The 25,935-nt window shown below is 66.3% G+C and carries 24 protein-coding genes; 13 read left to right on the top strand and 11 right to left on the bottom strand.

Annotated features, from left to right (window positions below; translation table 11 throughout):
- Window positions 1-25: 25 nt before the first annotated feature.
- Window positions 26-913: a hypothetical protein gene (locus tag HL666_RS26950; protein WP_172114480.1), complete on the top strand. Its 888-nt coding sequence runs from the start codon at window positions 26-28 to the stop codon at window positions 911-913.
- Between the two features lie 63 nt (window positions 914-976).
- On the opposite strand, the gene HL666_RS26945 is transcribed toward HL666_RS26950, so the two are convergent.
- From HL666_RS26945 to HL666_RS26910, 8 genes are all read right to left on the bottom strand, one after another.
- On the bottom strand, window positions 977-2,290 hold the full coding sequence (locus HL666_RS26945) for a hypothetical protein (protein ID WP_172114481.1): 1,314 nt from the start codon (window positions 2,288-2,290) through the stop codon (window positions 977-979).
- Window positions 2,291-2,373: 83 nt separating this feature from the next.
- The gene (locus HL666_RS26940; protein ID WP_172114482.1) at window positions 2,374-3,099 is read right to left on the bottom strand and encodes a class I SAM-dependent methyltransferase; all 726 of its coding nucleotides are present in this window, start codon (window positions 3,097-3,099) and stop codon (window positions 2,374-2,376) included.
- A complete protein-coding gene (locus tag HL666_RS26935; protein ID WP_172114483.1) occupies window positions 3,089-3,553 on the bottom strand; it encodes an Rrf2 family transcriptional regulator in 465 nt (154 codons plus the stop codon). Before HL666_RS26935 ends, HL666_RS26940 begins: the two co-directional genes overlap by 11 nt.
- 13 nt (window positions 3,554-3,566) lie before the next feature.
- Entirely contained in the window at window positions 3,567-3,809 is a 243-nt protein-coding gene (locus HL666_RS26930; RefSeq protein WP_172114484.1) for a hypothetical protein, read from the bottom strand.
- Between the two features lie 798 nt (window positions 3,810-4,607).
- Entirely contained in the window at window positions 4,608-6,077 is a 1,470-nt protein-coding gene (locus HL666_RS26925) for a L,D-transpeptidase family protein (RefSeq protein ID WP_172114485.1), read from the bottom strand.
- Window positions 6,078-6,371: 294 nt separating this feature from the next.
- Complete coding sequence (locus HL666_RS26920; protein ID WP_172114486.1) at window positions 6,372-7,334, bottom strand: acetyl-CoA carboxylase carboxyltransferase subunit alpha; 963 nt, start codon at window positions 7,332-7,334, stop codon at window positions 6,372-6,374.
- Window positions 7,335-7,565: 231 nt separating this feature from the next.
- The gene (gene xerD, locus HL666_RS26915) at window positions 7,566-8,522 is read right to left on the bottom strand and encodes a site-specific tyrosine recombinase XerD (protein ID WP_172114487.1); all 957 of its coding nucleotides are present in this window, start codon (window positions 8,520-8,522) and stop codon (window positions 7,566-7,568) included.
- Window positions 8,523-8,693: 171 nt separating this feature from the next.
- Complete coding sequence (locus HL666_RS26910) at window positions 8,694-8,840, bottom strand: histidine kinase (RefSeq protein WP_172114488.1); 147 nt, start codon at window positions 8,838-8,840, stop codon at window positions 8,694-8,696.
- Window positions 8,841-9,169: 329 nt separating this feature from the next.
- Here HL666_RS26910 and HL666_RS26905 point away from each other — a divergent pair, with 329 nt between their 5' ends.
- The 3 genes from HL666_RS26905 to HL666_RS26895 all read left to right on the top strand — a co-directional run bounded on the left by HL666_RS26905 (window position 9,170) and on the right by HL666_RS26895 (window position 12,358).
- Complete coding sequence (locus HL666_RS26905) at window positions 9,170-9,835, top strand: shikimate kinase (protein WP_172184626.1); 666 nt, start codon at window positions 9,170-9,172, stop codon at window positions 9,833-9,835.
- Window positions 9,832-10,980: a 3-dehydroquinate synthase gene (gene aroB, locus HL666_RS26900; protein ID WP_172184510.1), complete on the top strand. Its 1,149-nt coding sequence runs from the start codon at window positions 9,832-9,834 to the stop codon at window positions 10,978-10,980. Before HL666_RS26905 ends, aroB begins: the two co-directional genes overlap by 4 nt.
- Before the next feature lie 73 nt (window positions 10,981-11,053).
- A complete protein-coding gene (locus tag HL666_RS26895; protein ID WP_172114491.1) occupies window positions 11,054-12,358 on the top strand; it encodes an HlyC/CorC family transporter in 1,305 nt (434 codons plus the stop codon).
- Window positions 12,359-12,370: 12 nt separating this feature from the next.
- On the opposite strand, the gene HL666_RS26890 is transcribed toward HL666_RS26895, so the two are convergent.
- Complete coding sequence (locus HL666_RS26890) at window positions 12,371-12,640, bottom strand: BolA family protein (protein WP_041751115.1); 270 nt, start codon at window positions 12,638-12,640, stop codon at window positions 12,371-12,373.
- A 110-nt stretch (window positions 12,641-12,750) separates the two neighbouring features.
- Here HL666_RS26890 and HL666_RS26885 point away from each other — a divergent pair, with 110 nt between their 5' ends.
- A complete protein-coding gene (locus HL666_RS26885) occupies window positions 12,751-13,395 on the top strand; it encodes a J domain-containing protein (protein WP_172114492.1) in 645 nt (214 codons plus the stop codon).
- A 42-nt stretch (window positions 13,396-13,437) separates the two neighbouring features.
- On the opposite strand, the gene HL666_RS26880 is transcribed toward HL666_RS26885, so the two are convergent.
- A complete protein-coding gene (locus HL666_RS26880; RefSeq protein WP_172131433.1) occupies window positions 13,438-14,526 on the bottom strand; it encodes a citrate synthase/methylcitrate synthase in 1,089 nt (362 codons plus the stop codon).
- Between the two features lie 82 nt (window positions 14,527-14,608).
- Between HL666_RS26880 and HL666_RS26875 the strand changes: the two genes are divergently transcribed.
- Entirely contained in the window at window positions 14,609-15,832 is a 1,224-nt protein-coding gene (locus tag HL666_RS26875; protein WP_172184508.1) for a citrate synthase family protein, read from the top strand.
- Between the two features lie 4 nt (window positions 15,833-15,836).
- Here the strand turns inward: HL666_RS26875 and HL666_RS26870 are convergent, their stop codons facing one another.
- Window positions 15,837-16,493, bottom strand: coding sequence for a DedA family protein (locus HL666_RS26870; RefSeq protein WP_172131431.1), 657 nt, complete (start codon window positions 16,491-16,493; stop codon window positions 15,837-15,839).
- A gap of 288 nt (window positions 16,494-16,781) precedes the next feature.
- Here HL666_RS26870 and cobS point away from each other — a divergent pair, with 288 nt between their 5' ends.
- The 7 genes from cobS to HL666_RS26835 all read left to right on the top strand — a co-directional run bounded on the left by cobS (window position 16,782) and on the right by HL666_RS26835 (window position 25,893).
- Entirely contained in the window at window positions 16,782-17,780 is a 999-nt protein-coding gene (cobS, locus tag HL666_RS26865; protein ID WP_172114496.1) for a cobaltochelatase subunit CobS, read from the top strand.
- A gap of 141 nt (window positions 17,781-17,921) precedes the next feature.
- Window positions 17,922-19,823, top strand: coding sequence for a cobaltochelatase subunit CobT (cobT, locus tag HL666_RS26860; RefSeq protein WP_172114497.1), 1,902 nt, complete (start codon window positions 17,922-17,924; stop codon window positions 19,821-19,823).
- Window positions 19,824-19,887: 64 nt separating this feature from the next.
- Window positions 19,888-20,964, top strand: a complete 1,077-nt coding sequence (locus tag HL666_RS26855; protein WP_172184506.1) for an esterase-like activity of phytase family protein — start codon at window positions 19,888-19,890, stop codon at window positions 20,962-20,964.
- Between the two features lie 101 nt (window positions 20,965-21,065).
- Window positions 21,066-22,178 (top strand): NADH:flavin oxidoreductase/NADH oxidase, encoded by a 1,113-nt coding sequence (locus tag HL666_RS26850; RefSeq protein ID WP_172184504.1) that lies wholly within the window; start codon window positions 21,066-21,068, stop codon window positions 22,176-22,178.
- Between the two features lie 217 nt (window positions 22,179-22,395).
- On the top strand, window positions 22,396-23,496 hold the full coding sequence (locus HL666_RS26845; RefSeq protein ID WP_172114499.1) for an LLM class flavin-dependent oxidoreductase: 1,101 nt from the start codon (window positions 22,396-22,398) through the stop codon (window positions 23,494-23,496).
- A 52-nt stretch (window positions 23,497-23,548) separates the two neighbouring features.
- Window positions 23,549-23,974: a hypothetical protein gene (locus tag HL666_RS26840; RefSeq protein WP_172114500.1), complete on the top strand. Its 426-nt coding sequence runs from the start codon at window positions 23,549-23,551 to the stop codon at window positions 23,972-23,974.
- Between the two features lie 371 nt (window positions 23,975-24,345).
- Complete coding sequence (locus HL666_RS26835; protein ID WP_172114501.1) at window positions 24,346-25,893, top strand: ABC transporter substrate-binding protein; 1,548 nt, start codon at window positions 24,346-24,348, stop codon at window positions 25,891-25,893.
- The last annotated feature ends 42 nt before the right edge of the window (window positions 25,894-25,935 follow it).

Genomic DNA, 25,935 nt, shown 5'->3' with positions numbered 1-25,935 from the left:
AGTCACATGAAAATTGGAGTGCCGGATGCGTGCGCAGTCGCGAGCCCTGTCGAACCCCGTCGCCCTGTGGTGGGCGATGCTGACCCTCGTCAGCCTCGCCAACATCGTGTTCTGGTTCATCCTGTATCGCCAGCTGCATGGCGGCAGCGTCGCCGTCGGCCAGTCGCCGGAGACCGGCCAGATGCTGGCGCTGTCGGCGGCCTATGTGTTCGGCTGCGCCTTCCGCTCGGTGCTGCCGCGTGCGGACGTGCAGCGCATCTGCCTGGTCGACAGCTGGCTGTCGAGCGTATTCGTCGGCCGCACCGTCGCGACCATCGCCGAGATCGCCTTCGCCGCGCAATGGGCGATCATCCTGGCTCAGCTCGGCGCCATCGCGGATGCTGAAACCGCCGTCAACATGGCGCGCCTGATCGTCCCGATCATCGTCGTGGCCGAGATCTGCTCCTGGTACGCCGTCGTCACCAAGAACTTCCTCTACAACGCGATCGAGAATTCGCTGTGGGCGGTGGCCTTCCTGTTCGTCGGCATCGGCCTCGGCCGTCTGCTGCCGGAGTTCGACGGACTGGTGCGCGGGCTCTTGATCGCAGGCCTGATCGGCATCGCCTGTTATCTCGCCTTCCTCGTCGTGGTCGACGTGCCGATGTATGTGAAGCGCTGGCGCATCGAGCGCGCCGCCGGCAAGCCGTTGCTGCATCCCCTGGTCGGCTTGCGTGATTGCGCCACGCAGTGGACGGTCACCCACGAATTCGAGCACTGGAAGGAGGAGATCGCCTGGATGTCGCTGTATTTCAGCGCCGCGGTCTGGGGCTCGCTGGCGCTGTGCGCGCTGTCGGCGATGAACGATCATCGGCCGATCGATCGCGTGCAGGCCGCTGCGCCGTCCGCCATCATCCAGCCGGCCGCGCTGCGCTGAGCTTGAGGACCGGCGACGAACGACCCGCGGTGATCCGCACCGCGGGTCGCCGTGCCGGCAGCCTCAGCCATGCATCGCGAAGTGATGCGAATCGTCCATCTGGACGACGTGGCTGTAGTCGACATGCGGGGCGTCGTGTCCGCCACCGGCGTGACCGATGTCGAAATTCGGCGGAACGATGCCGGTGTTGCCGCCGTGGCCGTGGTCGCCGAAATTGTCGACCATGATCGGACCGTGCGACGAACCTTCGCCATGCAGCGGTCCGGCGAGTCCGAGCCCGGAGCCTTCGCTGCTGTGGCTGTCGCTCGATTGCTGGATCGCCGAGGCGATCGAGTCCCAGAAGCCGCCATGGCCGCCGCCATCCCCCGCGCCGATCACGATGCTGCCGTCGCTGCGCAGGCCGTCCTGCGCCAGCTTGAAGATGTCGCCGATCGCAGCGCCGAGATCGCCATGGCTGAGATCGTTGACCAGCGCGCCGAGGTCGTGGCCGATCGCTTCGAGCTGATGGCCGACGGAATGGGCCAGGTCGCCCGCGGTCTCGGCCAGTCCATTGACGCCCTCGCCGACGAAGTGGCCGACGCCGTCCACCACTGCCGTGCCGACCGCATCGGCGCCATGCGCGATGCCCGAAATCGCTTCGCCGATCGGACCGCCGATGATGTGGCCCGCTGCCGAGGCTGCGTCGGTGGCGACACCGATGGCGCCATCCGCCACCGCCACGCCGGCCTCGAAGCCACCCTTGACGACCGCACCCGCCGCGTCGAGCGCCTGCTCGCCGACGTCGGCAGCCGTGCCGACGATGGTGCCGGCCATGTCGAGCGCACCCTGACCGACGGCGCCCGCCGCTTCCAGTCCGGCTTCGCCGACGCCGACCGCGGTGTGCACGACGTCGCCGGCGACATCGATCGCGCCATGTGCCACGTCGCCGACGACCGCCAGCCCGCCATCGACAATGTGGCCGCCGATATGCTGCACGTCGTTGATCACGCCGTTGAGGTCGCCATGCACGAGATGGCCGAGGCCGGACGCGACGTCGCTGACGACGTTGACGCCGGTGTGAACGATGTCACCGCCGACATGGACCACGGTCGATGCGACGTCCTCGACGGTGTGAAGCAGGCCGCCACCGACCGCTTCTACACCATGCCCGACTGCGCCGAGCACACCGCCCACGGTGTGGATCGCCTCGCCGCCGAGTTCGCCGAGTCCGTGCACGACGCTGCCCACCGCATGCGCGGCATCGCCGGCCACATGCTCCACCGTGTCGACCACGGCGCCGACCGCGCCACCCACGGCACCGGCCACATCGCCCGCCACATCCTTCACGTCATCCACGACCGAACTGACGGCATCGGTCACATCATCCCAAAATCCCATGGTCCTGCTCCTCGGTTGCGTCACCTCGCCTCGGGTGACGGCGCCGTTGTCGCAGATGCCGGCTGCGCGCTCCGTGCGCGGCGTCACGCAAGATTCTCGCTCCCGGCGTGACCGACCCAGCCATGCCAGGTCAGCGCAGAAAAGAACGGGCGGCTGTCGCGGAAGCCGCCGTCGCGCAGGACCGCTCCATCCTCGTCGGGGCTGAGCATGTTGGTGCTGGCCTCGATGGTCGCGCGCATCGAAATGGCCTGCTCGGCGGCGACGCCGGAGGCAACGGCATAGGCCGCATAGCGATCGAGCCAAAGCGCCCTCTCGCTCGGCTCCCTGGGCAGGCAGCCATGGGCAACCACGAACGACGCGCCTGGGCGGAGCCGGTCGTGCACGGCGCGCACCGTCCGCAAACGCTCCGGCGCCGGAAGAAAGTGGAGCGTCAGCAAGCAGGTCGCCGCGTCAAACGGGCCGGCCGGCGCATCGTCGATGGTGCCTTCGATCAAGTCGACCCGGCTCATCCGCGCGCCGAGCGTACGTTCGGCGAGTTGCAGCATCTGCGGCGACGGATCGACGCCGACGAATGTCCAGGACGGGTGGGCATCGGCCAACGCACTGAGCTCGAGCCCGCCACCCGCGCCCAGCACGAGCACCTTCGCATGTTTGGGCGCCCGTTCGGCAAGCAGGATGGCCGTCATCCGATGCAGCCCATCGAGCCCGGGCACGAAGCGCCGTGGTCCGTCGGTGTAGCGTGCGACGAATTCGGGATCGGAAAACGCGCGGATGAACTGTCGGGCGCCGTCGGTGATGTCAGCCGTCATGACAAACGTCTCCTTTGCGAGGCCGCTTTCGGCGTTCGAGGCGGGCGTGGAAATCAGCGCTCAGGGCCGCGAGCGTGATGGCGCCGAGACGGGCCAGCAGCAGCGCCTCCGCAGCCTGGATGGAGGTGTCGAGCGCCGCGTTGACGGCCTGTTCGACGAGGCAGTCCGGATGCTCGGTTCGATTGCCGATCGCGAACAGCGATGGCCGTCCGAGGGAATCGTAGATGTCGCGCAGGCTGACGGTGGCCAGATCGCAGGCGAGCGTCCATCCGCCGCCATGTCCCTTGTCGGAGCGCACATAGCCGCTGTCCCGGAGTCCGGCCATGGTTCTGCGGATCACGACCGGATTGGTCTGCATCATCAGTGCGAGGGCCTCGGAGGTCACCGGGCCGTCGTGCTCCGCCATGTGGAGCAGGACGTGAAGGATGCCGGACAGCTGGCTGTTGGGTCTCATGTAACTTTCGATATTACATGATGTGCCTGCCGTCAACCGGCCCGGCCGGCCGCGGCGCGTCGCGGATGCGACGCTCGGTCCGCGACCCGTCGGGCGACTGGGTGCGTCCTCTCGCGTTCGGCAGGCGTAGCCACGGATCGAACCCGCCGGAAAAAAGCCTGCGCGCAGAAATTGATTTCGGCTGCGCATTCAAGCTGATTTGGGCTGTCCAGTCCCCCGGACGAAAATATTCCGCTTCGCGTTTTCGGAATTTCATGATCTTCTCCCGGCATCCCGCCTCATCGACGAGGGGCGCTGCGCGGTCGTCACGAAGCGTGGAGTGCGGGATGTGGTGGGCGGGCCGGTTTGCAGCGTGAGCAGTCGCGCGGACGAACAACATCGGCCCGTACGGTCAAGTCGCGTGGTCCTGGCCTCCCGATGCTGAGGTCAAGCCGGCCGATGATGCCTCGCGCATCTCGCCGGTGATGGGGGCAAGAAAGCCCGGTCCCCAGGGAGATCGCGAAGCAGCCGTTCAAACCATCGCGCAGGGAGGGCCGGGTCGTTCCGGCTGGACCTGTGGTACCTGCCGCCTGCATTTTTTTCGCAGGCGGGCCACGGGCCTCAGTCGAGGCCCGGCCTTCCCTGCACCCTCGGTTTGGAGAGGGTGAAAACGATGCATCACTCGGACGCCATGGGGCGCCGCGAGGACAGAGACGCATGTCCGAGAATGCAGTCTGAGACCGTTGTCCACGCCAGCGCCGCCGATGCGCTGCTCACCCTCCCCCTCCAGGGCAGGGCTATCGCATATGGTCAATCTGAGTGTGTCGCGAAACCGTCTCCACATCGTCATGCCCGGGCTCCGTCCCGGGCATGACGTCGTTCTCAGCATGCTGGACGACGTGGATGGCCGGGACAAGCCCGGCCATGACGACGCGGAGGGAGATGGGCGCAAAACATCGATCGCCATATGCGATAGCCCCTCCAGGGGAGGGTGGCAGCGAGCATGTGGCGTCATTGTCGTCAAACATCAGCCCTGCGAGGCAGCGCGCCGCCCGCAGGTCCCGCGATTGCCGGCCTACTTGAACCCGGCGAACCGGCTGTCGAACGAGTTCGACTGCAGCACCGGAACGGCGCCGGAGACCAGCGCGGTCTGGGTCTGCACTGGCGCGGAGGCGGTCGCCGCCGGCGCGCTGGCTGCGGCGGGCTTGAACGGCGGCCGCGCGGCGGCCTGCTTGGTCTCGGCCTGCTTGGTCTCGGCCGGCTTGGCGACGGCGACCGGCTTCGGCGCGGGCTTGGCCTCGGCGGTCTTGCTCTCGGTCGGCTTCGTCGTCGCCGTGGTCTCGTTGGAGCCGCCGATCCCGACCTTGCGGGCGAGGCTGGACATGAAGCTCGGCTTCTCCGGGGCGGCCACGGCCGCGACGCGGGTGGCGGGCGCTGCGACCGGCGCCGGGGCGGCGCTGGCCGGGATCGCGGCGACCTCATCGGCGCCCGGTGCGCGCGGCGGGTTGACGTGACCCGGGATCGTGCCCGGCGCGGGCGAGAAGTTGGCGAGCGACAGGCCCGGCGCTTCGCCGGAATCGGACAGGCCGGTGGAGGCGCCCGGCACGCGGTTGGCGAACACGGGATTCATGCCGCCGTCGATGCCGGTGTTCAGCTTGGCGACCGGCGTCCCCTTGGCGACGAGCTTGGCGTATTCGGCCTCGTCCGCCTGCTGCTTCTCGCGCACGGCCGTCGTGATTTCGTCGGGCACCACATAGGCCGGGCACTTGGCGGCGGCGTCGAACACCAGATCGCGGGTCGCGCCCGGCGGCTTCTGGGCGTTGAAGACGTACTTCTTCTCGCAGAAGTCGACCTTCGGCTCCTGCCGGGTGACCTCGAAGGCGTCATAGCCTTCCTTGATCATGCGCCAGAACGGCATGTTCGGATTGTTGCGGTGTCGCGCCATGTTCACCGGCGTCATCCGGAACGGATAGGCCTGGAACTGGAAGGCGCGCTGGCCGCCGAAGAACGACTCGCGGCCGAGCGCGTAGATCTCGGCGATCTGCTCGTCGGTCATCGCGAAGCAGCCGCGCGAGGAACAGTCGCCGTGCACCATCAGCTGCGAGCCGGTGCGGCCGAGCGCCTTGTCGAACGCGTTGGGATAGCCGGTGTTGAACGACAGATAATACGCCGATTGCGGATTCATCTGGCTCGGATTGATCGAGTAGAAGCCCTCCGGCGCCTGACGGTCGCCCTCGCGCACCTTCGGTCCGAGATCGCCCGACCAGCGGCAGATCGGATAGGTCTTGAGGAGCGCGAACTTGCCGGAGCGGTCCTGCTTCCAGACCTCGAGCTCAGCCTCCTGCTTGAACACGCGCACCAGGATCGGCGACTGCGTGTCCATGTCCTTCTCATTGATCGTGGCGACGAGCTTGGGTGGCACCGGCTGATTGGCTTTGGCGCTGGTGGCGAGCGCGACCTGATCGCTGTTGCAACCGGTCAGCAGCGCGCCGGCGGCCAACGCCGCCGAGGTCATCAGAACCCGGACGAAAGCGCGGTTGATCAAGGCAAAGCTCCCCGCAAACCCAGCATGTCGCGACACCCCACTCTCGTCTTACCAGATCGGCCGGGAAGCTGGACGGGTCCCGGGCCGACTGCGCGTCATGCCGTCAAACCATTGATTAAAATTGTAGCCTTTGGCCCCGAGCGCCGCAACCCGCGGTCCGGCGGTGTCGCGAGCCCCTGGCCCGTTTGGTCAACAAGTCCTAAACAACAGACCCCCTTGGCGGGGCCGAAATACGGCCAAACGGCTGGAAAGACTCACAAAACCGCGAGCGGCCAAGGCCGTGCGCAGGCCCGTTCAGCCGAGCTTGCGGCCGATCTCGATGAACTTCTGCCGCCGCTGCTTGCGGATGGCGTCGGCATCGAGGCCCTTCAACTCGTCGAACGCCAAGGCGATGGCCTCGCCGGTGGCGGCGATCATCGCCGCGGGATCGCGGTGAGCGCCGCCGACGGGCTCCTTGAGGATGGTGTCGACCACGCCGAAGCGGAGCATGTCCTGCGCCGTGATCTTCATGCTGTTGGCGGCTTCCTGGGCCTTGGTGCCGTCGCGCCAGAGGATCGAGGAGGCGGCTTCCGGCGAGATCACGCTGTAGATCGCGTGCTCCAGCATCAGCACCCGGTTGGCGGTGGTCAGCGCGATGGCGCCGCCCGACATGCCCTCGCCGGTGATGATGGCAACGTTCGGCACGCCCAGCGCCAGACAGGCATCGGTCGAGCGGGCGATGGCCTCGGCCTGGCCGCGCTCCTCGGCGCCGATCCCCGGATAGGCGCCGGCGGAATCGACCAGCGACAGCACGGGGATGCCGAAGCGCTCGGCCATCTCCATCAGTCGGACGGCCTTGCGGTAGCCCTCCGGGCGGGCCATGCCGAAATTGTGCTTGAGGCGGGATTCGGTGGTCGCGCCCTTTTCCTGGCCCATCACGCAGATCGGCTCGCCGCGAAAGCGGCCGAAGCCGCCGAGCAGAGCGGCGTCCTCGCCGAACTTGCGGTCGCCGGCGAGCGGGGTGAATTCGGTGATCAGCCCGCCCACGAAATCGGTGAAGTGCGGCCGCTGCGGGTGGCGCGCGACCATGGTCTTCTGCCACGGCGTCAGATTGGCATAGAGCTCGGCCAGCGCCTGGCCGGCCTTCTCCTCGATCCGGCCGACCTCCTCGCCGATGTCGGCGCCGGAGGCGGCCATCGCCCGGAGTTCGTCGACCTTGGAATCGAGCTCGGCAACGGGCTTTTCGAAATCGAGGTAGCTGCGCATGGGATCCGGCATGGAGGAGCTGAAGGAAGAGCGCTGGGAAACGAAATCGGTTCGGCCTCTGGACCTGAAGGTGAAGGACTTCAGGAGCTTAGGATGCGATCGATGCGCCGCGTCCAGGCGTCGTGCCGGGAGAACGGGCAGGATGGCGCTCTTTCGGGGCAGACGGGCCCGAAGTCAAGCGGGCGGCGCGTCACGCCCGAGGATTTGGTATCGGATTTGGTTTCGCGAAGGTGTGAGGCGGGGTCAGGTTTCGGCGAGGGGGTGCAGGTCGCGCACCAGGCTCTTGAGCCGCTCCTCGACCACATGAGTGTAGATCTGGGTGGTCGAAATGTCGGTGTGGCCGAGCAAGGTCTGGACGATGCGCAGGTCGGCGCCGTTGTGCAGCAGGTGGCTGGCGAAGGCGTGACGCAGCACGTGCGGCGACACCAGCCGGGCCGGCAGGCCGCTCGCCACCGCGAGCTCCTTGAGGTCGCGGGCGAAGTGCTGCCGGGTCAGATGACCGCTCTCGCCGAACGAGGGAAACAGCCATTTGCCGAAGGTGGCGCTGGCCTTCTTCTCCGGCTTCTGCTTGTCCAGCATCGCCAGATAGTCGGCCATCGCCTGGCGCGAGGCCTGATTGAGCGGCACCAGCCGCTCCTTGTTGCCCTTGCCGCGCACCACGATCATCCGGGCGTCGTTGCGCGCCGCCGTGCGCGGCAGCGCCACCAGCTCGGAGACGCGCAGGCCCGTGGCGTAGAGCACCTCGAGCAGGCAATACAGCCGAAGGGCGCGGAGGCGCTGCGACGGCGAGGCGTCGGCCGCCTCGGACAGCTCCTTGGCCTTGGTCAGCATGCGGTCGACGTCGCCGATCGACAGCACCTTGGGCAGCGAGCGGCCGCGCTTCGGCCCGGACAGAATCGCAGCGGGATCATCGCTGCGGATACGCTCGCTCAGCAGGAAGCGGAACAGGTGGCGCATCGCCGACAGCCGCCGCGCCACGCTGGACGATTTGAAGCCCCTGGTGTCGAGATCGGCGAGATAGTCGCGCAGCGCCTGGGTGTCGGCCGCAGCGAAGCTGTTGGCCTTGCGGGTGAGAAACTCGGAGAGATCGGTGAGGTCGCGGCGGTAGGCGTCCAGCGTGTTCTGGCCGGCGCCCTGTTCCGCGGCCATCATGTCGAGGAACAGGCTCATCAGCCTGGCATCCGAGGCCTTGACCTTCATGTCGTGAAATCCGCTGCGTCCGGGGCGATCGAATCACTACGAGTTAGTCGCGCCGGCACGTCGAGCGGTGACTGCAAATCTGGCCGATATCGCGGCGCCGGGCCGCCTCAGAGAAGCGTAAAAATCTTAATCAATGCCCTGTGGCTTTTCGGTTGGCCGCAGCCTCCTCGCTCACTTCTTCTGGAACTTGTCCGGCGGGATCGACACCGTCATCTCGCGTGGCTTCGGAGTGACGAAGTTCGCCAGCGCGTAGATCGCGCCATAGACCACGGCGACGATCACGGCGATCACGGTCAGGAAGCGGAACAGGCTGGGCATCAGGCTCGCGCGGGCCACCGGAATGGAACGGTTTCATCCAACATGTTCGCACCCGGCTGGCAAGCCCGGCGGGGCGGGCCGGTCGTCCGATAGCCAGTTGTTTTGCTCCGTCATTCCGGGGCGGCGCGCGCAGCGCGGCGAGCCCGGAATCCATACCCACAGGACGATGTCGTGGACCGAGATGCCCAGTCCCAGCCTGCCTCACACAGCTTCCTGTGGGTATGGGTTCCGGGCTCGCGCTGCGCGCGCCCCGGAACGACGTCCGGGGGTGGGCTCGAGCGGAACAGGATGCCTTTGAAAGCAGCAGGGGCTGGGTTAGAAGCGGAGAGATGACCGACACGACCCAACCAGCACCTGGCCAAGCCGCTCCGGAGGCCGCGATTCTCGCGGGCCTCGGCAAGCGGCTGATCGTGCTGGTCGGCATGATGGGGGTTGGCAAGTCGACCGTGGGGCGGCGGCTCGCCGCGCGATTGCGACTGCCTTTCGTCGATGCGGACACCGAAATCGAGACCGCCGCCGGCATGACCATACCGGAAATCTTCGAATCGCGCGGCGAGGACTATTTCCGCAATGGCGAGGCGCGGGTGATCGCCCGCCTGCTCGAAAACGGGCCCGGTGTGCTGGCGACCGGCGGTGGCGCCTTCATGCGCGAGGAGACGCGGCGCCGCATTCAGGAGAAGGCCGTCTCGGTGTGGCTGAAGGCCGATGCCGACGTGATCATGCGGCGCGTCCGCCGGCGGGCGGACCGGCCGCTGCTGCAGACAGCCGATCCCGAAGGCACGGTCGCGCGCCTGCTCGTCGAGCGCGAGCCGGTCTATCAGCTTGCCGACCTGACGATCTGCTCGCGCGATGTGCCGCATGATCGCGTCGTCGAGGACTGCATGGAGGCGTTACAGGCGTTCTTCTCGCCACCGGAGACCGAGGCGGGGCCAACCGGACCCCAATCCGACCCAGTTCAACCCGATCCTCCGCAGGCGATGGGCGCGCTCCGATGACGGCACCTCTCAAACACTCCGATCCGATCATCGTCGACGTCGCACTCGGCGAGCGCGCCTACGACATCGTCATCGGCCGCGGCGTGCTGGCCTCGCTCGGCCAGCGCATCGCGGCGTTGCGGCCGGGCGTGCGCACGGCTGTTGTCACGGATCGCACCGTTGCCGCGCACTGGCTCAAGCCGACCGAGGCGATCCTGGCGGAGGCGGGCATCCCGTCGTCGCCCATCGTGGTCGAGGAGGGCGAAGGCTCCAAGACCTATGCCGGCCTTGAAAAGGTCAGCGAGGCGCTGATCGCCGCGAAGATCGAGCGCAATGATCTCGTCATCGCGCTCGGCGGCGGCGTGGTCGGCGATCTCGCCGGGTTCGCGGCCGCCATCCTGCGCCGCGGCGTCGATTTCGTGCAGGTGCCGACCTCGCTGCTGGCGCAGGTGGATTCCTCCGTCGGCGGCAAGACGGGGATCAACTCGCCGCAGGGCAAGAACCTGCTCGGCGCCTTCCACCAGCCGGTGCTGGTGATTGCGGATACCGCCGTGCTCGACACGCTGTCGCCGCGCCAGTTCCGCGCCGGCTATGCCGAGGTCGCCAAATACGGCCTGCTCGGTGACGCCAGCTTCTTCGCCTGGCTGGAAGCCAATCACGCCGACATCGTCAAGGGCGGTGCGGCACGCGAACATGCCGTCGCCACCTCCTGCCGTGCCAAGGCGGCGGTCGTCGCCCGCGACGAGCGCGAGACCGGCGACCGCGCGCTGCTCAATCTCGGCCATACCTTCGGCCATGCGCTGGAGGCGATCACCGGCTTCTCCGACCGCTTGTTCCACGGCGAGGGCGTGTCGGTCGGCATGGTCTTGGCGGCGCAGTTCTCGGCCGAGCTCGGCATGCTGCCGCCCGACGACGTCACGAGGATCGAGCGTCACCTTGCCGCGGTCGGCCTGCCGACCCATCTGCAGGATATCGCCGGCTTCGCCCAGGAGGGGATCGGCGACGCCGACCGGCTTTTGGCCTTGATGGCGCAGGACAAGAAGGTCAAGCGCGGCAAGCTCACCTTCATCCTGATAGAGGCGATCGGCCGTGCGGTCATCGCCAAGGACGTCGATCCCGTGCGGGTGCGCGACTTTCTGCAGGCCAAATTGCACAGTCGCAGTTGATCCCGGGCTTTACGCCGTGTTGAGCAGCGCAGGCGCATCATCGGCGGCCTCACTCGAGAGCGACATCGGCGTCATGGACTGGTTCACCCTCACCATCGTCATCCTCCTCCTGGCTGCCTCAGCCTTCTTTGCGCTGAGCGAGACCGCCCTGACCGGCGCCTCCCGCGCCTCGATGCTGCGGCTGTCGAAGCAGGGCAATCGCGATGCCGACGTGGTGTCGAGCCTGTTCGACATGCGCGAGCGCCTGATCGGCGCGCTGCTGCTCGGCAACAACATCGCCAATATCGGCGCTTCGGCCTTGGCGACCGGCATCTTCACGGCCTGGTTCGGCGAGGTCGGCGTGCTCTACGCCACCGGCGTGATGACCGCTCTCGTCGTGATCTTCGCCGAGGTGCTGCCGAAGACGATTGCGATCAACGCGCCGGATCGCGTGTCGCTGGCGGTGGCGCGGCCGATGCGCGGCACGGTCATCGTGCTTGGTCCGGTGCTTGCCGTCATCGAGGCGATCGTGCGTGTTCTGATGCGGCTGATCGGCTTCAAGGTCGGCGCCAATCAGCCGATCCTGTCGCCGACCGAACGCCTGCGCGGTGCCGTCGATCTGCTGCACCATGAAGGCAAGGTCGAGAAGCAGGACCGCGACATGCTCGGCGGCCTGCTCGATCTGCGCGAATTGCAGGTATCCGACGTGATGGTTCACCGCACCGAGATGGTGATGGTGAACGCGGACCTGCCGCAGGAGGAGCTGGTTCGCGAGGTGCTCGCCACCGAGTACACACGCATTCCGCTGTGGCGCGGCACGCCGGAGAACATCATCGGCGTGCTGCATGCGAAGGACCTGCTGCGTGCGATCCGCGCCGCCGAGGGCGATGTGTCGCACATCGACGTCGCCTCGCTGGCGCTGCCGCCGTGGTTCGTTCCGGAGATGCGCTCGGTGTCGGAACAGCTCAAGGCGTTCCGCCGCCGCAAGACGCACTTTGCATTGGTGGTCGACGAGTATGGCGAGGTCGAAGGCATCGTCACGCTGGAGGATATTCTCGAGGAGATCGTCGGCGACATCTCCGATGAGCAGGACGTGCAGGTCGCCGGCGTTCGCGTGCAGCCGGACGGATCGGTCGTCGTCGATGGCTCGGTGCCGATCCGCGATCTCAATCGCGCGATGGACTGGACGTTGCCCGATGAGGAGGCAACGACCGTTGCCGGCCTCGTGATCCACGAGGCCCGTTCGATCCCGGAGCGTGGCCAGAGCTTCACGTTCCACGGCTTCCGCTTTCGCGTGCTGCGCCGGGAGCGCAATCGCATCACTGCGCTGCGCATCGTGCCGGTGCCGCGCGGCGAAACCGAGGAGACGCGGCCGCGCCGTGCGGGCACGGCGTTCTAATCCGGGATCAGATCAGGCTTCGCCCGGCGCCTTCGCATGCAGCGCCAGCGCGTGCACTGATCCTGCAAGTTCCGCCGCCAATGCGGCGTTGATCAGGCGGTGGCGATCGACGCGGCTCTTGCCGGCAAAGGCCTGCGATACAATATACACGCGGAAATGGGTCTCACCGCTGGGGCGGTGTCCCATGTGGCCAGCATGCAGATGTGATTCGTCCTGCACGTCGAGGCTTTCCGGCGAGAAAGCTTCGCGCAACTTTTCAATGATAGCATCCTGGGTCCGCATGGTCTTTGCAAATACGCATCAAATTATTTTTCGTCAATCGGCCGGCCCCGCCTGAGGTATTCGTAATGTCAAGACTTGAAGCTTTTCGCGGAGCGTAGTCAAAGTCCGCCATGCCGATCGATTCAAACAAATTCTTCGACTCCATCCGCATCAAGCCCAAGAAGCAGGCTGCGCGGCAGCCGGTGGTGCGCGAGGAGGCCCAGCCCTGCCAGTGGCCGGACTGCAAGAACAAGGGCTCGCACCGCGCGCCCAAGGGACGCGAGAACGCACGCGAATATTGGCACTTCTGTCTCGATCACGTTCGCGAGTACAACCAGTCCTATAATTTCTTCTCCGGCATGAATGCCGACGCCGTCGCGCGATATCAGAAGGATGCGCTGACCGGACATCGCCCGACCTGGAAGATGGGTGCCAATACCGCGGGCAAGCGTGGCACGGGCAATGCAGAGAGCGATCTCGGCGATGCGTCGGATCCGTTCAGCGTGTTCGCGGAGATCAACGGCCGCGCCGGCTGGCGCCCCGGCCCGCAGGCCGCACCGAAGGCGGAGACGCGCAAGGTCTTCAATGCGGAGCGCAAGGCGCTTCAAGTGATGGGTCTCGGTGCGGACGCCACGCTGGACGACGTCAAGGCCAAGTACAAAGCGCTGGTGAAGCAGCATCACCCTGACGCCAATGGTGGCGACCGCTCCACCGAGGATCGCCTGATCGAGATCATCAAGGCCTATAATTATCTGAAGACGGTCGTGAAGGGCTGATACGCGGCAGCGTGTCACGCTGCCGCGCTCGTGGCCCCGGGGTCAGGGCTTCGGCCCGATATAGGCCGAGCTTGGCCGGATCAGCCGTCCCGTCCGCTGCTGCTCGCGGGCATGTGCGGTCCAGCCGGCGGCCCGTGCCACCGCGAAGATCGGCGTGAACGCCTGGCGCGGAATCTTCAGCGCATCGAGCAGGATGGCGGTGAAGAACTCGACATTGGTGTCGAGCACGCGCTCCGGATTCTTCCGCCGCAGCGCTTGGCGGATGTAGGCCTCCACCTCGCTCGCGAACGGCAGATCCGCCCCGCTGCCCGCTAGCCTCTCGATCGCGGCCTTCAGGACGTCGGCCCTGGGATCGCGCACCCGATAGATGCGGTGGCCGAAGCCCATCAGCCGCTCGCCGCGTAATAGCGCCGCATCGACCCAGGGCTTGATGTTCTCCCGCGTGCCGATCGCATTCAGCATCTCCAGCACCGGCTCCGGCGCACCGCCGTGCAGCGGCCCGGTCAGTGCGCAATAGCCGGCGGTGATGGACGCGAACAGGTCGGCCTGTGTCGAGGCGACGACACGTGCGGCGAAGGTCGAGGCGTTCATGCCGTGGTCGCTGACGGTGACCAGATAGGTGTCGAGCGCTGCCACCTCGCCATCGGCGGGCGTGTCGCCGCGGACCATGCGCAGCGTGTCGGCGGCCTGGCTGAGATCCGGGCCGGGCGGGATCGGTTGCGCCCCCCGGGCGCGCTGCACCAGGGCGCCGGCGATGACCGGACAGGCACCGACGATGGTGGCCTCGTCGTCGAGACCAGCCTCGGGACGCAGCGCGGCGACGGCGGCGCGAAAGCCATCGATGATCGACAGGCCGGCGGTGGCGGCGAGCAGCTCGGGCAGGCGGGCAAAAGCGTGCTGGCGGGCCAGTCCGAGCCTGGCGCGGACGTCGGCTTCGCTGACGCTGCGCCTGGTCGCGGCGCTCCACAGCCGGGCCGTCACGCCCTCAAAGCCGCTGGCGGCGGCGAGGTCGGCCACCCGGGCACCGGCGATGATGAGCTCGCCCTGCTGCCCGTCGACATGGCTGAGCACGGTCTCGGCGGCGGCGATGCCATCGAGGCCGACGGGGGACTTCGAGAGCTGGATGGTCATGGCGCGATCTCCTGCGTGATTGGTCACGCCAGTAAGATTCGTCCCATCGACAAATTGATCAATCTTGATTAAGCTAATCAATATGAAAAAAGACAGTGGCCTTTACCTATCGGCTCGCGAGGCCTCTGCCGAGCTGGCGATCTCGCCCGCGACGCTCTACGCCTATGTCAGCCGTGGCCTGGTTCGTTCGGAGCCGTCGCCGAACTCCCGCAGCAACCGCTATCGCGCCGAGGACATCCGAGCGCTGAAGGAGCGGCGGGCGCCGGCGCCCGAGCCGCGCGCATTCCGCAGCTTCGATGCCGATCTGCCGTTGTTCGATTCGGCGGTGTCGACGATTACCGAGGCGGGTCCGATCTATCGGGGCGTCAATTGCGTCGAGCTCGCCGAGCGGGATTCGCTGGAGCACGCTGCCACCCTGCTGTGGGACGTCACCGCGATCGATCCCTTCGCTGCCGACAATCTCCCGGCGGTGTCGGAGGAGATGAAGATCATCGCCGATGCCGCCCGCCGCGCGGCCCCGATCGACCGCTCCATCTCCGTCCTCGCACTGGCAACCAATGCCGATCCCTCCGCCTTCAACCGCTCGCCCGATGGTCGGGCCCTGATCGGCGCCCGCATCGTTCGCCTCGTCGTCGCGACCATGCTGAACGCGCCACCCTCGGCAGAGCCTCTCCACATCCAGGTCGCCAAGGCCTGGGCGCCCGAGCACAAGCATGCTGCGGATCTCATCCGCCGCACCCTGGTGCTGTTGGCGGACCACGAGCTGAACGCGTCCACCTTTACCGTCCGCTGTGCGGCTTCGACCGGCCTCAGTCTGTATGACGCGGTCATTGCCGGCCTCGCGGCCCTGAAGGGGCCTCGGCATGGCGGCGCCGGCGTGCTGGCGTCGCAACTGGTGAAGACCCTGATCGACCGCGATGTCGCGCCGCTGATCCGCGAGCGCGTGGCGCTCGGCGAGCGTTTCGCCGGCTTCGGGCACGGCGTCTACAAGCGGGGCGACCCGCGCGCGATCTCGCTGCTGGAGGCGCTGACGCGCGCCGGCGCGCCGCGCAAATTCACCCGCGAGGTGCCCGAGCGGATCGCGGAAGCGACCGGCGAATTCGTCAACATCGACTATGCGCTGGCCGTGCTGGTGCACAGCCTGCGGCTGCCGACCGGCAGCGAGCTGGCGCTGTTCGCCATGGCCCGCTGTGTCGGCTGGATCGCGCATGCCTGCGAGCAGTTGCAGTTCGGCCGGCTGATCCGGCCACGCGCCCGCTATACCGGACCTACACCTGGCCGCGGAGCCATGTTGGAGACCTTATAGCGGCCTAGTTCGCCGCGCCGGCTGCGAGCCGGGTTTCGCGTCGCTTCCGCAGCATTCGCAGCCCAAGCCAGACCACCAGCGTGCCCGCGACGGCCGCAAGGATCCAGGTCGATTTGGCAACGTGGCTGTGATGGGGGATGCCGCCGTAGCGGTGCAGAAGCTGCACGGCGAAGACGCCCGGCAGGACATGGGCGCAGGCCCACAACACGATGGCGGGAATGTTCACGGCGTAAAAGCGGGCTGGCGGAATATCGAGGGCGCCGGCCGTGATGGGGACGACGGCGCGGATCGGCGCCACGAACCGGGCAAAGAAGATCGCGAGCGTGCCGAAGCGATGGAAGAACGCCTCGCTCTGCGCCACCAGGCGGGGATAGTTCGAGAACGGCCACGTCGTCAGGATCTGGCGCTGCCGGCGATGACCGACCCAGAAAGCCCCGCCGTCCCCAAGGGCGGCACCAAGGATGGCCGCAGCCAGCACCCATTGCAGCGTCAGCTCGCCGCCCGGAATGAGCGCGCTCAGCGCCAGGATGATGGTCGTTCCCGGCACCACAGAGCCGATGATCGGGACCGCCTCGAGCAATGCGGCCATGAACAAGGTCAGATAGGCCAGTCCCGCATGGGCGGAGACGAAGGCAATCAGGGGGTCGAGCAGATGGGCCACGCGGTTCCTGCTGGTGAGGGCGACGACATGCCGATAAGTAGGAACCCTGGCTGGGAGTGCCACGTCGCAAGTTCGGGGGCGGGCTCGCGGCCAAAAGGTGGCGCTTTCCGCAGGGCAGCCTTCCAAAAACGTCGTCCCATGCCTATCTCGATGATATAACGACGGAACTTTGATCAAGGCTTAGGCTTCTGCCCGCGCGTGCTCTCTGCTAGGCTGGCGTCTGAAGCCCTTCAACCGCAGCCAAACATGAAATCTGGTTTCGGGAATGCCCGGGACCTCGGAGGATGAATGACGACCGCCGCTACGACCAATGCGCAGGAGATGACCGGTGTGCCCGACATGAAGGTGTCGGTGCGGCAGGTGTTCGGGATCGACAGCGACCTTGAGGTGCCGGCCTTTTCCGCAACCGACCCGCACGTCCCTGAGGTCGATGCCGACTATCGTTTCGACCGCGCCACCACCCTTGCGATCCTGGCCGGCTTCGCCAAGAACCGCCGCGTGATGGTCACGGGTTACCATGGAACGGGCAAGTCGACCCATATCGAGCAGGTCGCCGCGCGACTCAACTGGCCGTGCGTGCGCGTCAATCTCGACAGCCACATCAGCCGTATCGACCTCGTTGGCAAGGATGCGATCGTGGTCAAGGACGGCAAGCAGGTCACCGAGTTCCGTGACGGCATCCTGCCCTGGGCGCTGCAGCACAACGTTGCCTTGGTGTTCGACGAATACGACGCCGGCCGCCCCGATGTGATGTTCGTGATCCAGCGCGTGCTCGAAGTGTCGGGCCGGCTGACGCTGCTCGACCAGAACAAGGTGATCAAGCCGCACCCGGCCTTCCGGTTGTTCGCGACCGCCAACACGATCGGCCTCGGAGACACGTCGGGCCTGTATCACGGCACGCAGCAGATCAACCAGGGCCAGATGGACCGCTGGTCGATCGTCACGACGCTGAACTATCTGGCGCATGACGAGGAGGTCGAGATCGTGCTGGCCAAGGCCAAGCACTATCAGAACGCGCAGGGCCGCGACACCGTGAACAAGATGGTGCGTCTCGCCGACCTCACGCGCAACGCCTTCGCGAACGGTGATCTGTCCACCGTGATGAGCCCGCGCACCGTGATCACCTGGGCCGAGAACTCCGAGATCTTCGGCGACATCGGCTTCGCCTTCCGCGTGACCTTCCTCAACAAGTGCGACGAGCTGGAGCGTCCGCTCGTCGCCGAGTTCTATCAGCGCTGCTTCAATGCAGAGCTGCCGGAATCGGCGATCAACGTGGCGCTGAGCTGACAGGGCGTCGTCCCGGCCTTGCGCCGGGACCCACATCCGCCGTGACGTTTCGGCATGCGCTGGAGTTGGCGTCGACACCAATGAATGACCGCCGGTGGTTATGGGTCCGGCGTTCGCCGGGACGATAGCCGCAGGGACCAGATGACCACATCCAACAGCAAACTCCGTCCCGGAACCAAGGAAGCCCCGACCGAGCCGTTCAAGCGGTCGGTCACGGGCTGCCTGCGCGCGATCGCACGGGCGCCCGAGCTCGACGTCTCCTTTGCCGCCGAACGTCCGGGCCTCTCGCCAGGCAAGGCGCGGCTGCCGGAGCCGGCGCGCAAGATGACCAAGCGCGATGCGGCCATCGTGCGCGGTCATGCCGACTCGATTGCGTTGAAGCTCGCCTGTCACGATCCGAAAATTCACCGCAAACTGATCCCCGGCAATCCGCAGGCGCGCGGCGTGTTCGAGGCGGTCGAGCAGGCGCGCGTCGAGGCGATCGGCGCCAAGCGCATGGCCGGCGTCGCCAAGAACCTGACGGCGATGCTCGATGATCATTTCCATCGCGGCAAATATGACGAGATCACCGACCGCGCCGACGCGCCGCTGTCGGACGCGCTGGCGATGATGGTGCGCGAGCGGCTGACCGGGATGGCGCCACCGAACGCGGCGCGCAAGGTCGTCGATCTCTGGCGGCCGTTCCTGGAGGACAAGATCGGCTCGCGCCTCGATGAGCTCAGCCGCTTCACCGAAAACCAGGCCAAGTTCGGCGACCTCGTCCACGATCTCTTGTCGGCACTCGATCTCGGCGACGAGCGCAATGCCGATTCCGAGGAGGACGAGGACAACGACGACAATCGCGACGGCGACAATGATCAGTCCGGTGCCGAAGGTTCGCCCGATTCCGACGCCGCGCAGGAGATGAGTGCCGACCAGGCGCAGACGACGTCGGACGAGATGTCGGAAAGCGCGATGGAGGCCGCGCAGGCGTCGGCCTCGGATACGCTCGACGATGGCGAGCTCGGCGACGACGAGACGCCGGGCGAGGCGACGCGGCCGAACCGTGGCGGCGCCAACGAGCCGCGCGGGCCGGAATATCACGCCTTTGCACCGAAGTTCGACGAGATCATCGCCGCCGAGGACCTGTGCGATCATGACGAGCTGGAGCGGCTGCGCTCCTATCTCGACAAGCAGCTGGCGCATCTCCAGGGCATCGTCGCGCGGCTTGCCAACCGGCTGCAGCGCCGGCTGATGGCGCAGCAGAATCGTGCCTGGGAGTTCGATCTGGAGGAAGGCATCCTCGATCCCGCCCGGCTGTCGCGCGTCGTCATCGATCCCTATCAGCCGTTGTCCTTCATGCGCGAGAAGGAAGCGACCTTCCGCGACACCGTGGTGACGCTGCTGCTCGACAATTCCGGTTCGATGCGCGGTCGCCCGATTACGGTGGCCGCGACGTGCGCCGACATTCTCGCCCGTACGCTCGAGCGTTGCGGCGTGAAGGTCGAGATCCTCGGCTTCACGACACGCGCCTGGAAGGGCGGGCAGTCGCGCGAGGCTTGGCTTGCGGCCGGCAAGCCGGCCAATCCCGGCCGGCTCAACGATCTCCGCCATATCATATACAAGTCGGCCGATGCCCCGTGGCGCCGGGCGCGGAAAAACCTCGGCCTGATGATGCGCGAGGGTCTCCTGAAGGAGAACATCGACGGCGAGGCGCTGGACTGGGCGCACAAGCGGCTGCTCGGCCGGCCCGAGCAGCGCAAGATCCTGATGATGATCTCCGACGGTGCGCCGGTCGACGACTCCACGCTGTCGGTGAACCCCGGCAACTATCTGGAGCGCCATCTGCGCCACATCATCGAGGAGATCGAGACCCGCTCGCCGGTCGAATTGATCGCGATCGGCATCGGCCACGATGTGACGCGCTACTATCGCCGCGCAGTCACGATCGTCGATGCCGAGGAGCTCGGCGGCGCCATCACCGAGAAGCTCGCCGAGCTGTTCACGGAAACCCACGCGGCGCCGCAGCCTGCGCGGGGGCCGAAGCGCAAGCTGCATTCGTAAACAAGAAGCGGATGCGTGCCTCCTCCGCATCGGAGGAGGTCGTGGGGAGGGGGCCCCGCTGACGATGTCGCTGCATGCGATCGCCGACCGCAGGCGCTTCCTTGCGCTGACCCTCGGCGGAGCGTCCGCTCTGGCATGGTCCCTCAGCGCCTCGGCGCAATCGGCATCGCCGCCGGTCCGTAGGCGCGCCGCGGTCGATGAGCATTCCGTCACGTCGGCAGTCAGGATCGAGGTCAAGGCACGGCCCTTGCCCTCCTTCGACCTGCGCGATCGGACGCATCTGCGCTTCGGGATGCTGCAATATCGCAGCGGCGTGGCGCTGACCTCGCCGTTCTCGGGCTTCGGCGGCCTGTCCGGCATCCGTCTCGACGCCAACGGCGAGCGCTTCCTTGCGATCAGCGACAAGGGCGGCTGGTTCACTGGCCGCATCGTCTATTCCGGCCGCGAGATCGCAGGGCTGGCGGATGTCGAGGCGACGCCGCTGCTCGCGCCGGACGGACGGCCCATCACCGAGCGCGGCTGGTATGATTCCGAGTCGCTCGCGCGTGATGGCGACGTCGTCTATGTCGGCCTCGAACGCGTCAATCAGCTGCTGCGCTATGACTTCGCCAAGGGCGGGACCGGCGCGCGCAGTGAGATCCTGCCGTTGCCGGCTGCGGCCAGACGGTTGCCCAACAACAAGGGGCTGGAAGCCCTTGTGGTGGTGCCCAAGGGCCTGCCGCTCGCCGGAACGCTGATCGCGCTCTCCGAACGCGGCCTGGATGCGAACGGCAATCTGCTGGCCTTCCTGATCGGCGGTCCGGCTGCGGGGCAGTTCAGCATCGTCAGAAGCAATGATTTCGACGTCAGCGATGCCGTGCTGCTGCCATCGGGCGACCTGCTGGTGCTGGAACGGAAGTTTTCGCTGTTCAATGGCGTCGGCGTCCGGATTCGCCGGCTGGCGCTGTCGCAGATTGCGCCGGGTGCGCTCGTCGACGGTCCGGCGATCTTCTCGGCCGATCTCGGCCAGGAGATCGACAATCTCGAGGGCATCGATGCGCATGTGACGCCCGAGGGCGAGACCGTGCTGACCCTGGTCTCCGACGACAATTTCTCGATGATTCAGCGCACCCTATTGCTGCAGTTCACCTTGGTGGAATGAGCCGTGACCGCGCCGCGACGGTTGCGTTGACCGCGGGCCGTCCTTCGCCGACACTCCCAGACCTCAGATCACCGCGAAATCCGTCCAGCCTGGAAATCAGCATGAGCGCCCTGTTCACTCCGATCAAGCTGCGCAGCCTCGAGCTCGCCAATCGCATCATGGTGTCGCCGATGTGCCAGTACTCGGCCGAGAATGGCGTGGCCAATGACTGGCACTTCACCCACATCAACACGCTGGCGCTGTCGGGTGCGGCGATGTTCTGCATCGAGGCGACGCATGTCGAGCCGATCGGACGCATCACGCCCGGCTGTCTCGGACTGTGGGACGACGCCACGGAGGCGGCGTTCGCGCCGATTCTCGCCTCGGTGCGCAAGCATTCGAACACCGCGATCGCGATGCAGCTTGCCCATGCTGGACGCAAAGGCTCCAGCCACAAGCCGTGGGACGGCGGTCAGCAGATTCCGCTCGCGGACGGTGGCTGGCGGACGGTCGCGCCCTCGGCGCTGCCGCACAAGGCCGGCGAGCTTGCGCCCGAGGCGCTCGATAGCGTCGGCCTGGCACGCATTCGCGATGCGTTCGTTTCCGCAGCGCAACGGGCTGCGCGGCTGGGCATCGATGCGATCGAGGTCCATGGCGCGCACGGCTACCTGTTGCACCAGTTCCTGTCGCCGCTCGCCAATCAGCGCAGCGATGCCTATGGCGGCTCGCTGGAGAACCGCATGCGGTTTCCGCTCGAAATATTCGATGCGGTGCGCAGCGTCTTCCCCGCAGACAGGCCGGTCGGCATGCGCGTCTCGGCGACGGATTGGGTCGAGGGCGGTTGGGATCTCGACCAGACCATCGCTCTCGCGCAAGAGCTCGAGCGCCGCGGCGCTGACTGGATCGACGTCTCCTCGGGCGGCGTCTCGCCCTTGCAGAAGATCACGCTCGGACCCGGCTATCAGGTGCCGTTCGCCGAAGCGGTGAAGAAGGCGACAAGACTTCCCACCATGGCGGTCGGCCTCATCACGCAGGCGCAGCAAGCCGAGCAGATCGTGGCGTCGGGCCAAGCGGATCTCGTCGCGCTGGCTCGCGGCATGCTCTACGACCCGCGCTGGGGCTGGCATGCCGCAGCCGAGCTCGGCGGCCAGGTTGCCGCACCTCCGCAATATTGGCGCTCGCAGCCCTCGACCCAGAAGGAGCTGTTCGGCAAGACCAGCTTTGGCGCACGCTGACGTGCAATTGATGATGCCGTGGCGCGGATCAGCATTGCAAAAATCTCCGGGTCATCATTCCGCCAGCGACACAGCTGACGATTGTCGCTGTCCAACGAAGTGCTAGACTTCGTAGACCACGTGCGGCGTTGCCGACTCGGTTGGTCGTGTTTCGTCTCGCGTGACGATGAGCGCATCACAAAGATGCGCCGCAATACAAACGCGAGAGGAAAGCGCCATGGAAATCGGATACTTCACGATGCCCTCGCATCCGCCGGAGTGCGGATTGAAAGAAGGGCAGGAGTGGGACCTGCAGGTCCTGCGCTGGCTCGACGAGCTCGGCTATCAGGAAGCCTGGATCGGCGAGCATCATACGGCGCCCTGGGAGCCGCATCCCGCACCCGATCTCATCCTGGCGCAGGCCTTCCGCGAAACCAAGAACATCCGGCTGGGGCCCGGCGGCTTCCTGCTGCCCTATCACCACCCGGCCGAGCTCGCCAACCGCGTCGCGATGCTCGATCACCTCTCGGATGGCCGGCTCAATTTCGGTATTGCCGCATCGGGCCTGCCGAGCGACTGGGCGATGTTCAATGTCGACGGCATGAGCGGGCAGAATCGCGAGATGACGCGCGAGGCGCTGGAGATCATCCTGCGCCTGTGGACCGAGCCGGCGCCGTTCACGCACAAGGGCAAGTATTGGACGGTGACCAAGCCCGACGTGATGTTCGACTTCCTCAAGCCGCACATCAAGCCGGTGCAGGCGCCCCATCCGCCGATCGGCGTCGCCGGGCTCTCGAAGAACTCGGACACGCTGAAGCTCGCCGGCGAGCGCGGCTTCATTCCGATGAGCCTCAACCTCAACCCGGCCTATGTGTCGTCGCACTGGGATTCGGTCGAGGCGGGCGCCGCCAAATCCGGACGGACGCCCAGTCGCAACGACTGGCGCCTAGTGCGCGAGGTGTTCGTCGCCGAGACGGACGAGGAGGCCTGGCGTCTCTCGACCGGCGACATGATGGGCCGGATGATGAGCGAATACTTCCTGCCCCTGCTCGGCCATTTCGGCTTCAAGGATTATCTGAAGCATTCGCCCGACGTGCCGGATACGGACGTGACGGTGGACTATTGCGCCAGGCGCAACTGGATCATCGGCTCGCCGGCCACGGTGACCGAGAAGATCGAGAAGATCTGGCACGAGGTCGGCGGCTTCGGGACGCTGTGCGTGTTCGGCTTCGACTACAAGCACAGGCCGGAAGCCTGGCACAACTCGTTGCGCCTGTTGAAGCAGGAGGTGATGCCGAGGTTGCGCCATCTCAATGCCGATATGACCAAGGCGGCGTAACGTTGACGATCGGACCGGCGTCGGCGCGCCGGTCCGATCAGAGAGGCCTCCCATGCGCATTCGTGTCCGCCAATCCGCCCATGTGCTCGAACGGTCGGGTCTTGCCCTGGCGGGAGCGGCCTGCGGCGTGTTCGTCGGCGCCCATGTCGGCTCCAGCGTGCCGTGGCTCACCACGCAGGGCTTCCTGTTGGTGATGATGCTGTCGGGCGCATTCGGCTTCTATCTCGGCATCGATACGCCCCAGATACCGTTTCACCCTCATGAGGAAGGCACGCCGGCCGAGCGGAAGATCGACGCCGCGGAGTTCCTCAGTGCGGTCGGCACCTTTCTCGCCACCCTCACCGCCTTCTTCGCCGTCGGCATCATCATCCTGCGCGAAGACCCGCACATCGTCTGGACCTCGCTGATCATGGCGGGCTGGGTGATCGGTGTGGTGATGCAGATTGTCGCAGGTGCGATTGCGCGGATGCGGCGCTGATGGCGTCGAGATCGCGGCATGAGCGGACGGCACGGTAGGATGCCCCGATCTAACAACCTGTCCAATTTTTGAGCTAACGCTGTCGCGAGTTTCAGCTTGCGATGCTGTTTGCAGCCGTGTGAGCCTCCACGTCGGGGCTTGACCTGTGAGGACCGTCGACCGCTGCGCAACGCACGGCCGATGCAGGTCCTGGCGATGTTTCCAAAGCATCGTCAGTGTGGCGATCGAAGCCCGTTCCATAGCGCTGCGCATGGGCGATCCACCAGCCCATGCACGCAGAGCAGGCGTCACATCAGAAGCCGCATGGCAGGATCGAGCGCATTGGCGCGCTTGATGCATCGTGGCCGGTCGAAACATTTGGGAAGTTCATCATGCTGAAACGGGTGTTGCTGGGTGTCGTCGTCGGCTGCGGGCTATCCGCGGCGCAAGCGGAGGAGCCGAAGACCGGTGGTGTGGTCAATGCGGTGATCCAGCCCGAGCCGCCTGGCCTGATGCTGGCGATGGTGCAGAATGGACCGACCCAGATGGTCTCCGGCAACATCTTCGAAGGACTGCTGCGCTACAGCCCCAAGCTCGAGCCGCTGCCCGGCCTCGCCGAGAGCTGGACCATCAGCCCCGACGCCAAGGTTTACACCTTCAAGCTCAAGAAGGGCGTCACCTGGCACGACGGCAAGCCGTTCACCTCGGCCGACGTGCTGTTCTCGATCGAGATGCTGAAGCAGACGCATGCGCGCGCCCGCAACAATCTGGTGATGGTCGAGAAGGTCGAGGCGCCCGACGATCTCACCGTGGTGTTCACCTTGAAGGAACCGTTCGGACCGTTCATCGGCATCTTCGAGGTCGGCTCGATGCCGATGGTGCCGAAGCATCTCTATGAAGGCACCGATTACAAGACCAATCCGAACAACAACGCGCCGGTCGGCACCGGCCCCTTCATGTTCAAGGAATGGCAGAAGGGCTCCTTCATCCGCATGGTGAAAAATCCCAACTACCATGAGAAGGGCAAGCCTTATCTTGACGAGGTCTACTGGCAGATCATTCCCGACGCCGCCGCGCGCGCCGTGGCCTTTGAGACCGGCAAAGTCGATGTGCTGCCGGGCGGCTCGATCGAGAATTTCGACGTGCCGCGCGTCTCCAAGCTGCCGGGCGCCTGCGTCACCGGCGCCGGCTGGGAGTTTTTCTCGCCCCTGTCCTGGATGTGGCTGAACAACCGCAACCCGATCCTTGCCAACAAGAAGGTGCGGCAGGCGATCATGTACGCCATCGACCGAGACTTCGCGAAGGACGTGATCTGGAACGGGCTCGGCAAGGTTGCCACCGGCCCGTCCGCGTCGACCATCAAGTTCTACAGCGATGACGTGCCGAAATATCCGTACGATCCCGCGAAGGCCAAGGCGCTGTTGAAGGAGGCGGGCTACAAGGGCGAGAAGATCCGCATGCTGCCGCTGGCCTATGGCGAGACCTGGCAGCGCTGGGGCGAGGCGGTGAAGCAGAACCTGCAGGACGTCGGCATGACGATTGAGACGATCGCGACCGATGTCCCCGGCGGCAACCAGAAGATCATGGAGTGGGACTACGACATCGCCTTCACCTATCTCTACCAGTACGGAGATCCCGCACTCGGCGTCTCCCGCAACTACATCACCTCGGCGATCGCCAAGGGCCAGCTGTTCAACAATGTCGAGGGCTACTCCAATCCGGAGGTCGACAAGCTGTTCGCCGAGGGCGCGACGGCGCCAACCGATGCCAAGCGCAAGGAGGCCTACGACAAGGTGCAGAAGATCCTTGCCGAGGACGTGCCGGTGGCCTGGCTGCTCGAGCTGCAGTTCCCGACCATCACCAAGTGCAAGGTGAAGAGCCTCATCACCACCGGCATCGGCGTCAACGACGGCTTCCGCGACGCCTGGCTCGACAAGTAAGGGCGCTGTCCGGAGCGCGGGGCTCACGCTCCGCGCTCCGCC

The sequence above is a fragment of the Bradyrhizobium aeschynomenes genome, from assembly GCF_013178945.1.
In the GTDB taxonomy this organism is placed as follows: Bacteria; Pseudomonadota; Alphaproteobacteria; order Rhizobiales; family Xanthobacteraceae; genus Bradyrhizobium; species Bradyrhizobium aeschynomenes.
The sequence above is the reverse complement of the archived record's forward strand: the minus strand, read 5'-3'. Positions and strand labels throughout refer to the sequence as shown.

What these genes read in the sequence shown, in the direction of transcription:
- HL666_RS26950 (WP_172114480.1), top strand. Translation starts at nt 26, where the DNA reads ATGCGTGCGCAGTCGCGAGCCCTGTCGAACCCCGTCGCCCTGTGGTGG.
- HL666_RS26875 (WP_172184508.1), top strand. Translation starts at nt 14,609, where the DNA reads ATGAAAAAAGACAGTGGCCTTTACCTATCGGCTCGCGAGGCCTCTGCC.
- HL666_RS26885 (WP_172114492.1), top strand. Translation starts at nt 12,751, where the DNA reads ATGCCGATCGATTCAAACAAATTCTTCGACTCCATCCGCATCAAGCCC.
- HL666_RS26890 (WP_041751115.1), bottom strand. Translation starts at nt 12,640, where the DNA reads ATGCGGACCCAGGATGCTATCATTGAAAAGTTGCGCGAAGCTTTCTCG.
- HL666_RS26905 (WP_172184626.1), top strand. Translation starts at nt 9,170, where the DNA reads ATGACCGACACGACCCAACCAGCACCTGGCCAAGCCGCTCCGGAGGCC.
- HL666_RS26945 (WP_172114481.1), bottom strand. Translation starts at nt 2,290, where the DNA reads ATGGGATTTTGGGATGATGTGACCGATGCCGTCAGTTCGGTCGTGGAT.
- HL666_RS26840 (WP_172114500.1), top strand. Translation starts at nt 23,549, where the DNA reads ATGCGCATTCGTGTCCGCCAATCCGCCCATGTGCTCGAACGGTCGGGT.
- HL666_RS26920 (WP_172114486.1), bottom strand. Translation starts at nt 7,334, where the DNA reads ATGCCGGATCCCATGCGCAGCTACCTCGATTTCGAAAAGCCCGTTGCC.
- HL666_RS26880 (WP_172131433.1), bottom strand. Translation starts at nt 14,526, where the DNA reads ATGACCATCCAGCTCTCGAAGTCCCCCGTCGGCCTCGATGGCATCGCC.
- HL666_RS26845 (WP_172114499.1), top strand. Translation starts at nt 22,396, where the DNA reads ATGGAAATCGGATACTTCACGATGCCCTCGCATCCGCCGGAGTGCGGA.
- aroB (WP_172184510.1), top strand. Translation starts at nt 9,832, where the DNA reads ATGACGGCACCTCTCAAACACTCCGATCCGATCATCGTCGACGTCGCA.
- HL666_RS26850 (WP_172184504.1), top strand. Translation starts at nt 21,066, where the DNA reads ATGAGCGCCCTGTTCACTCCGATCAAGCTGCGCAGCCTCGAGCTCGCC.
- HL666_RS26895 (WP_172114491.1), top strand. Translation starts at nt 11,054, where the DNA reads ATGGACTGGTTCACCCTCACCATCGTCATCCTCCTCCTGGCTGCCTCA.
- HL666_RS26855 (WP_172184506.1), top strand. Translation starts at nt 19,888, where the DNA reads ATGTCGCTGCATGCGATCGCCGACCGCAGGCGCTTCCTTGCGCTGACC.
- cobT (WP_172114497.1), top strand. Translation starts at nt 17,922, where the DNA reads ATGACCACATCCAACAGCAAACTCCGTCCCGGAACCAAGGAAGCCCCG.
- cobS (WP_172114496.1), top strand. Translation starts at nt 16,782, where the DNA reads ATGACGACCGCCGCTACGACCAATGCGCAGGAGATGACCGGTGTGCCC.
- HL666_RS26940 (WP_172114482.1), bottom strand. Translation starts at nt 3,099, where the DNA reads ATGACGGCTGACATCACCGACGGCGCCCGACAGTTCATCCGCGCGTTT.
- HL666_RS26930 (WP_172114484.1), bottom strand. Translation starts at nt 3,809, where the DNA reads ATGAAATTCCGAAAACGCGAAGCGGAATATTTTCGTCCGGGGGACTGG.
- xerD (WP_172114487.1), bottom strand. Translation starts at nt 8,522, where the DNA reads ATGAAGGTCAAGGCCTCGGATGCCAGGCTGATGAGCCTGTTCCTCGAC.
- HL666_RS26835 (WP_172114501.1), top strand. Translation starts at nt 24,346, where the DNA reads ATGCTGAAACGGGTGTTGCTGGGTGTCGTCGTCGGCTGCGGGCTATCC.
- HL666_RS26910 (WP_172114488.1), bottom strand. Translation starts at nt 8,840, where the DNA reads ATGCCCAGCCTGTTCCGCTTCCTGACCGTGATCGCCGTGATCGTCGCC.
- HL666_RS26935 (WP_172114483.1), bottom strand. Translation starts at nt 3,553, where the DNA reads ATGAGACCCAACAGCCAGCTGTCCGGCATCCTTCACGTCCTGCTCCAC.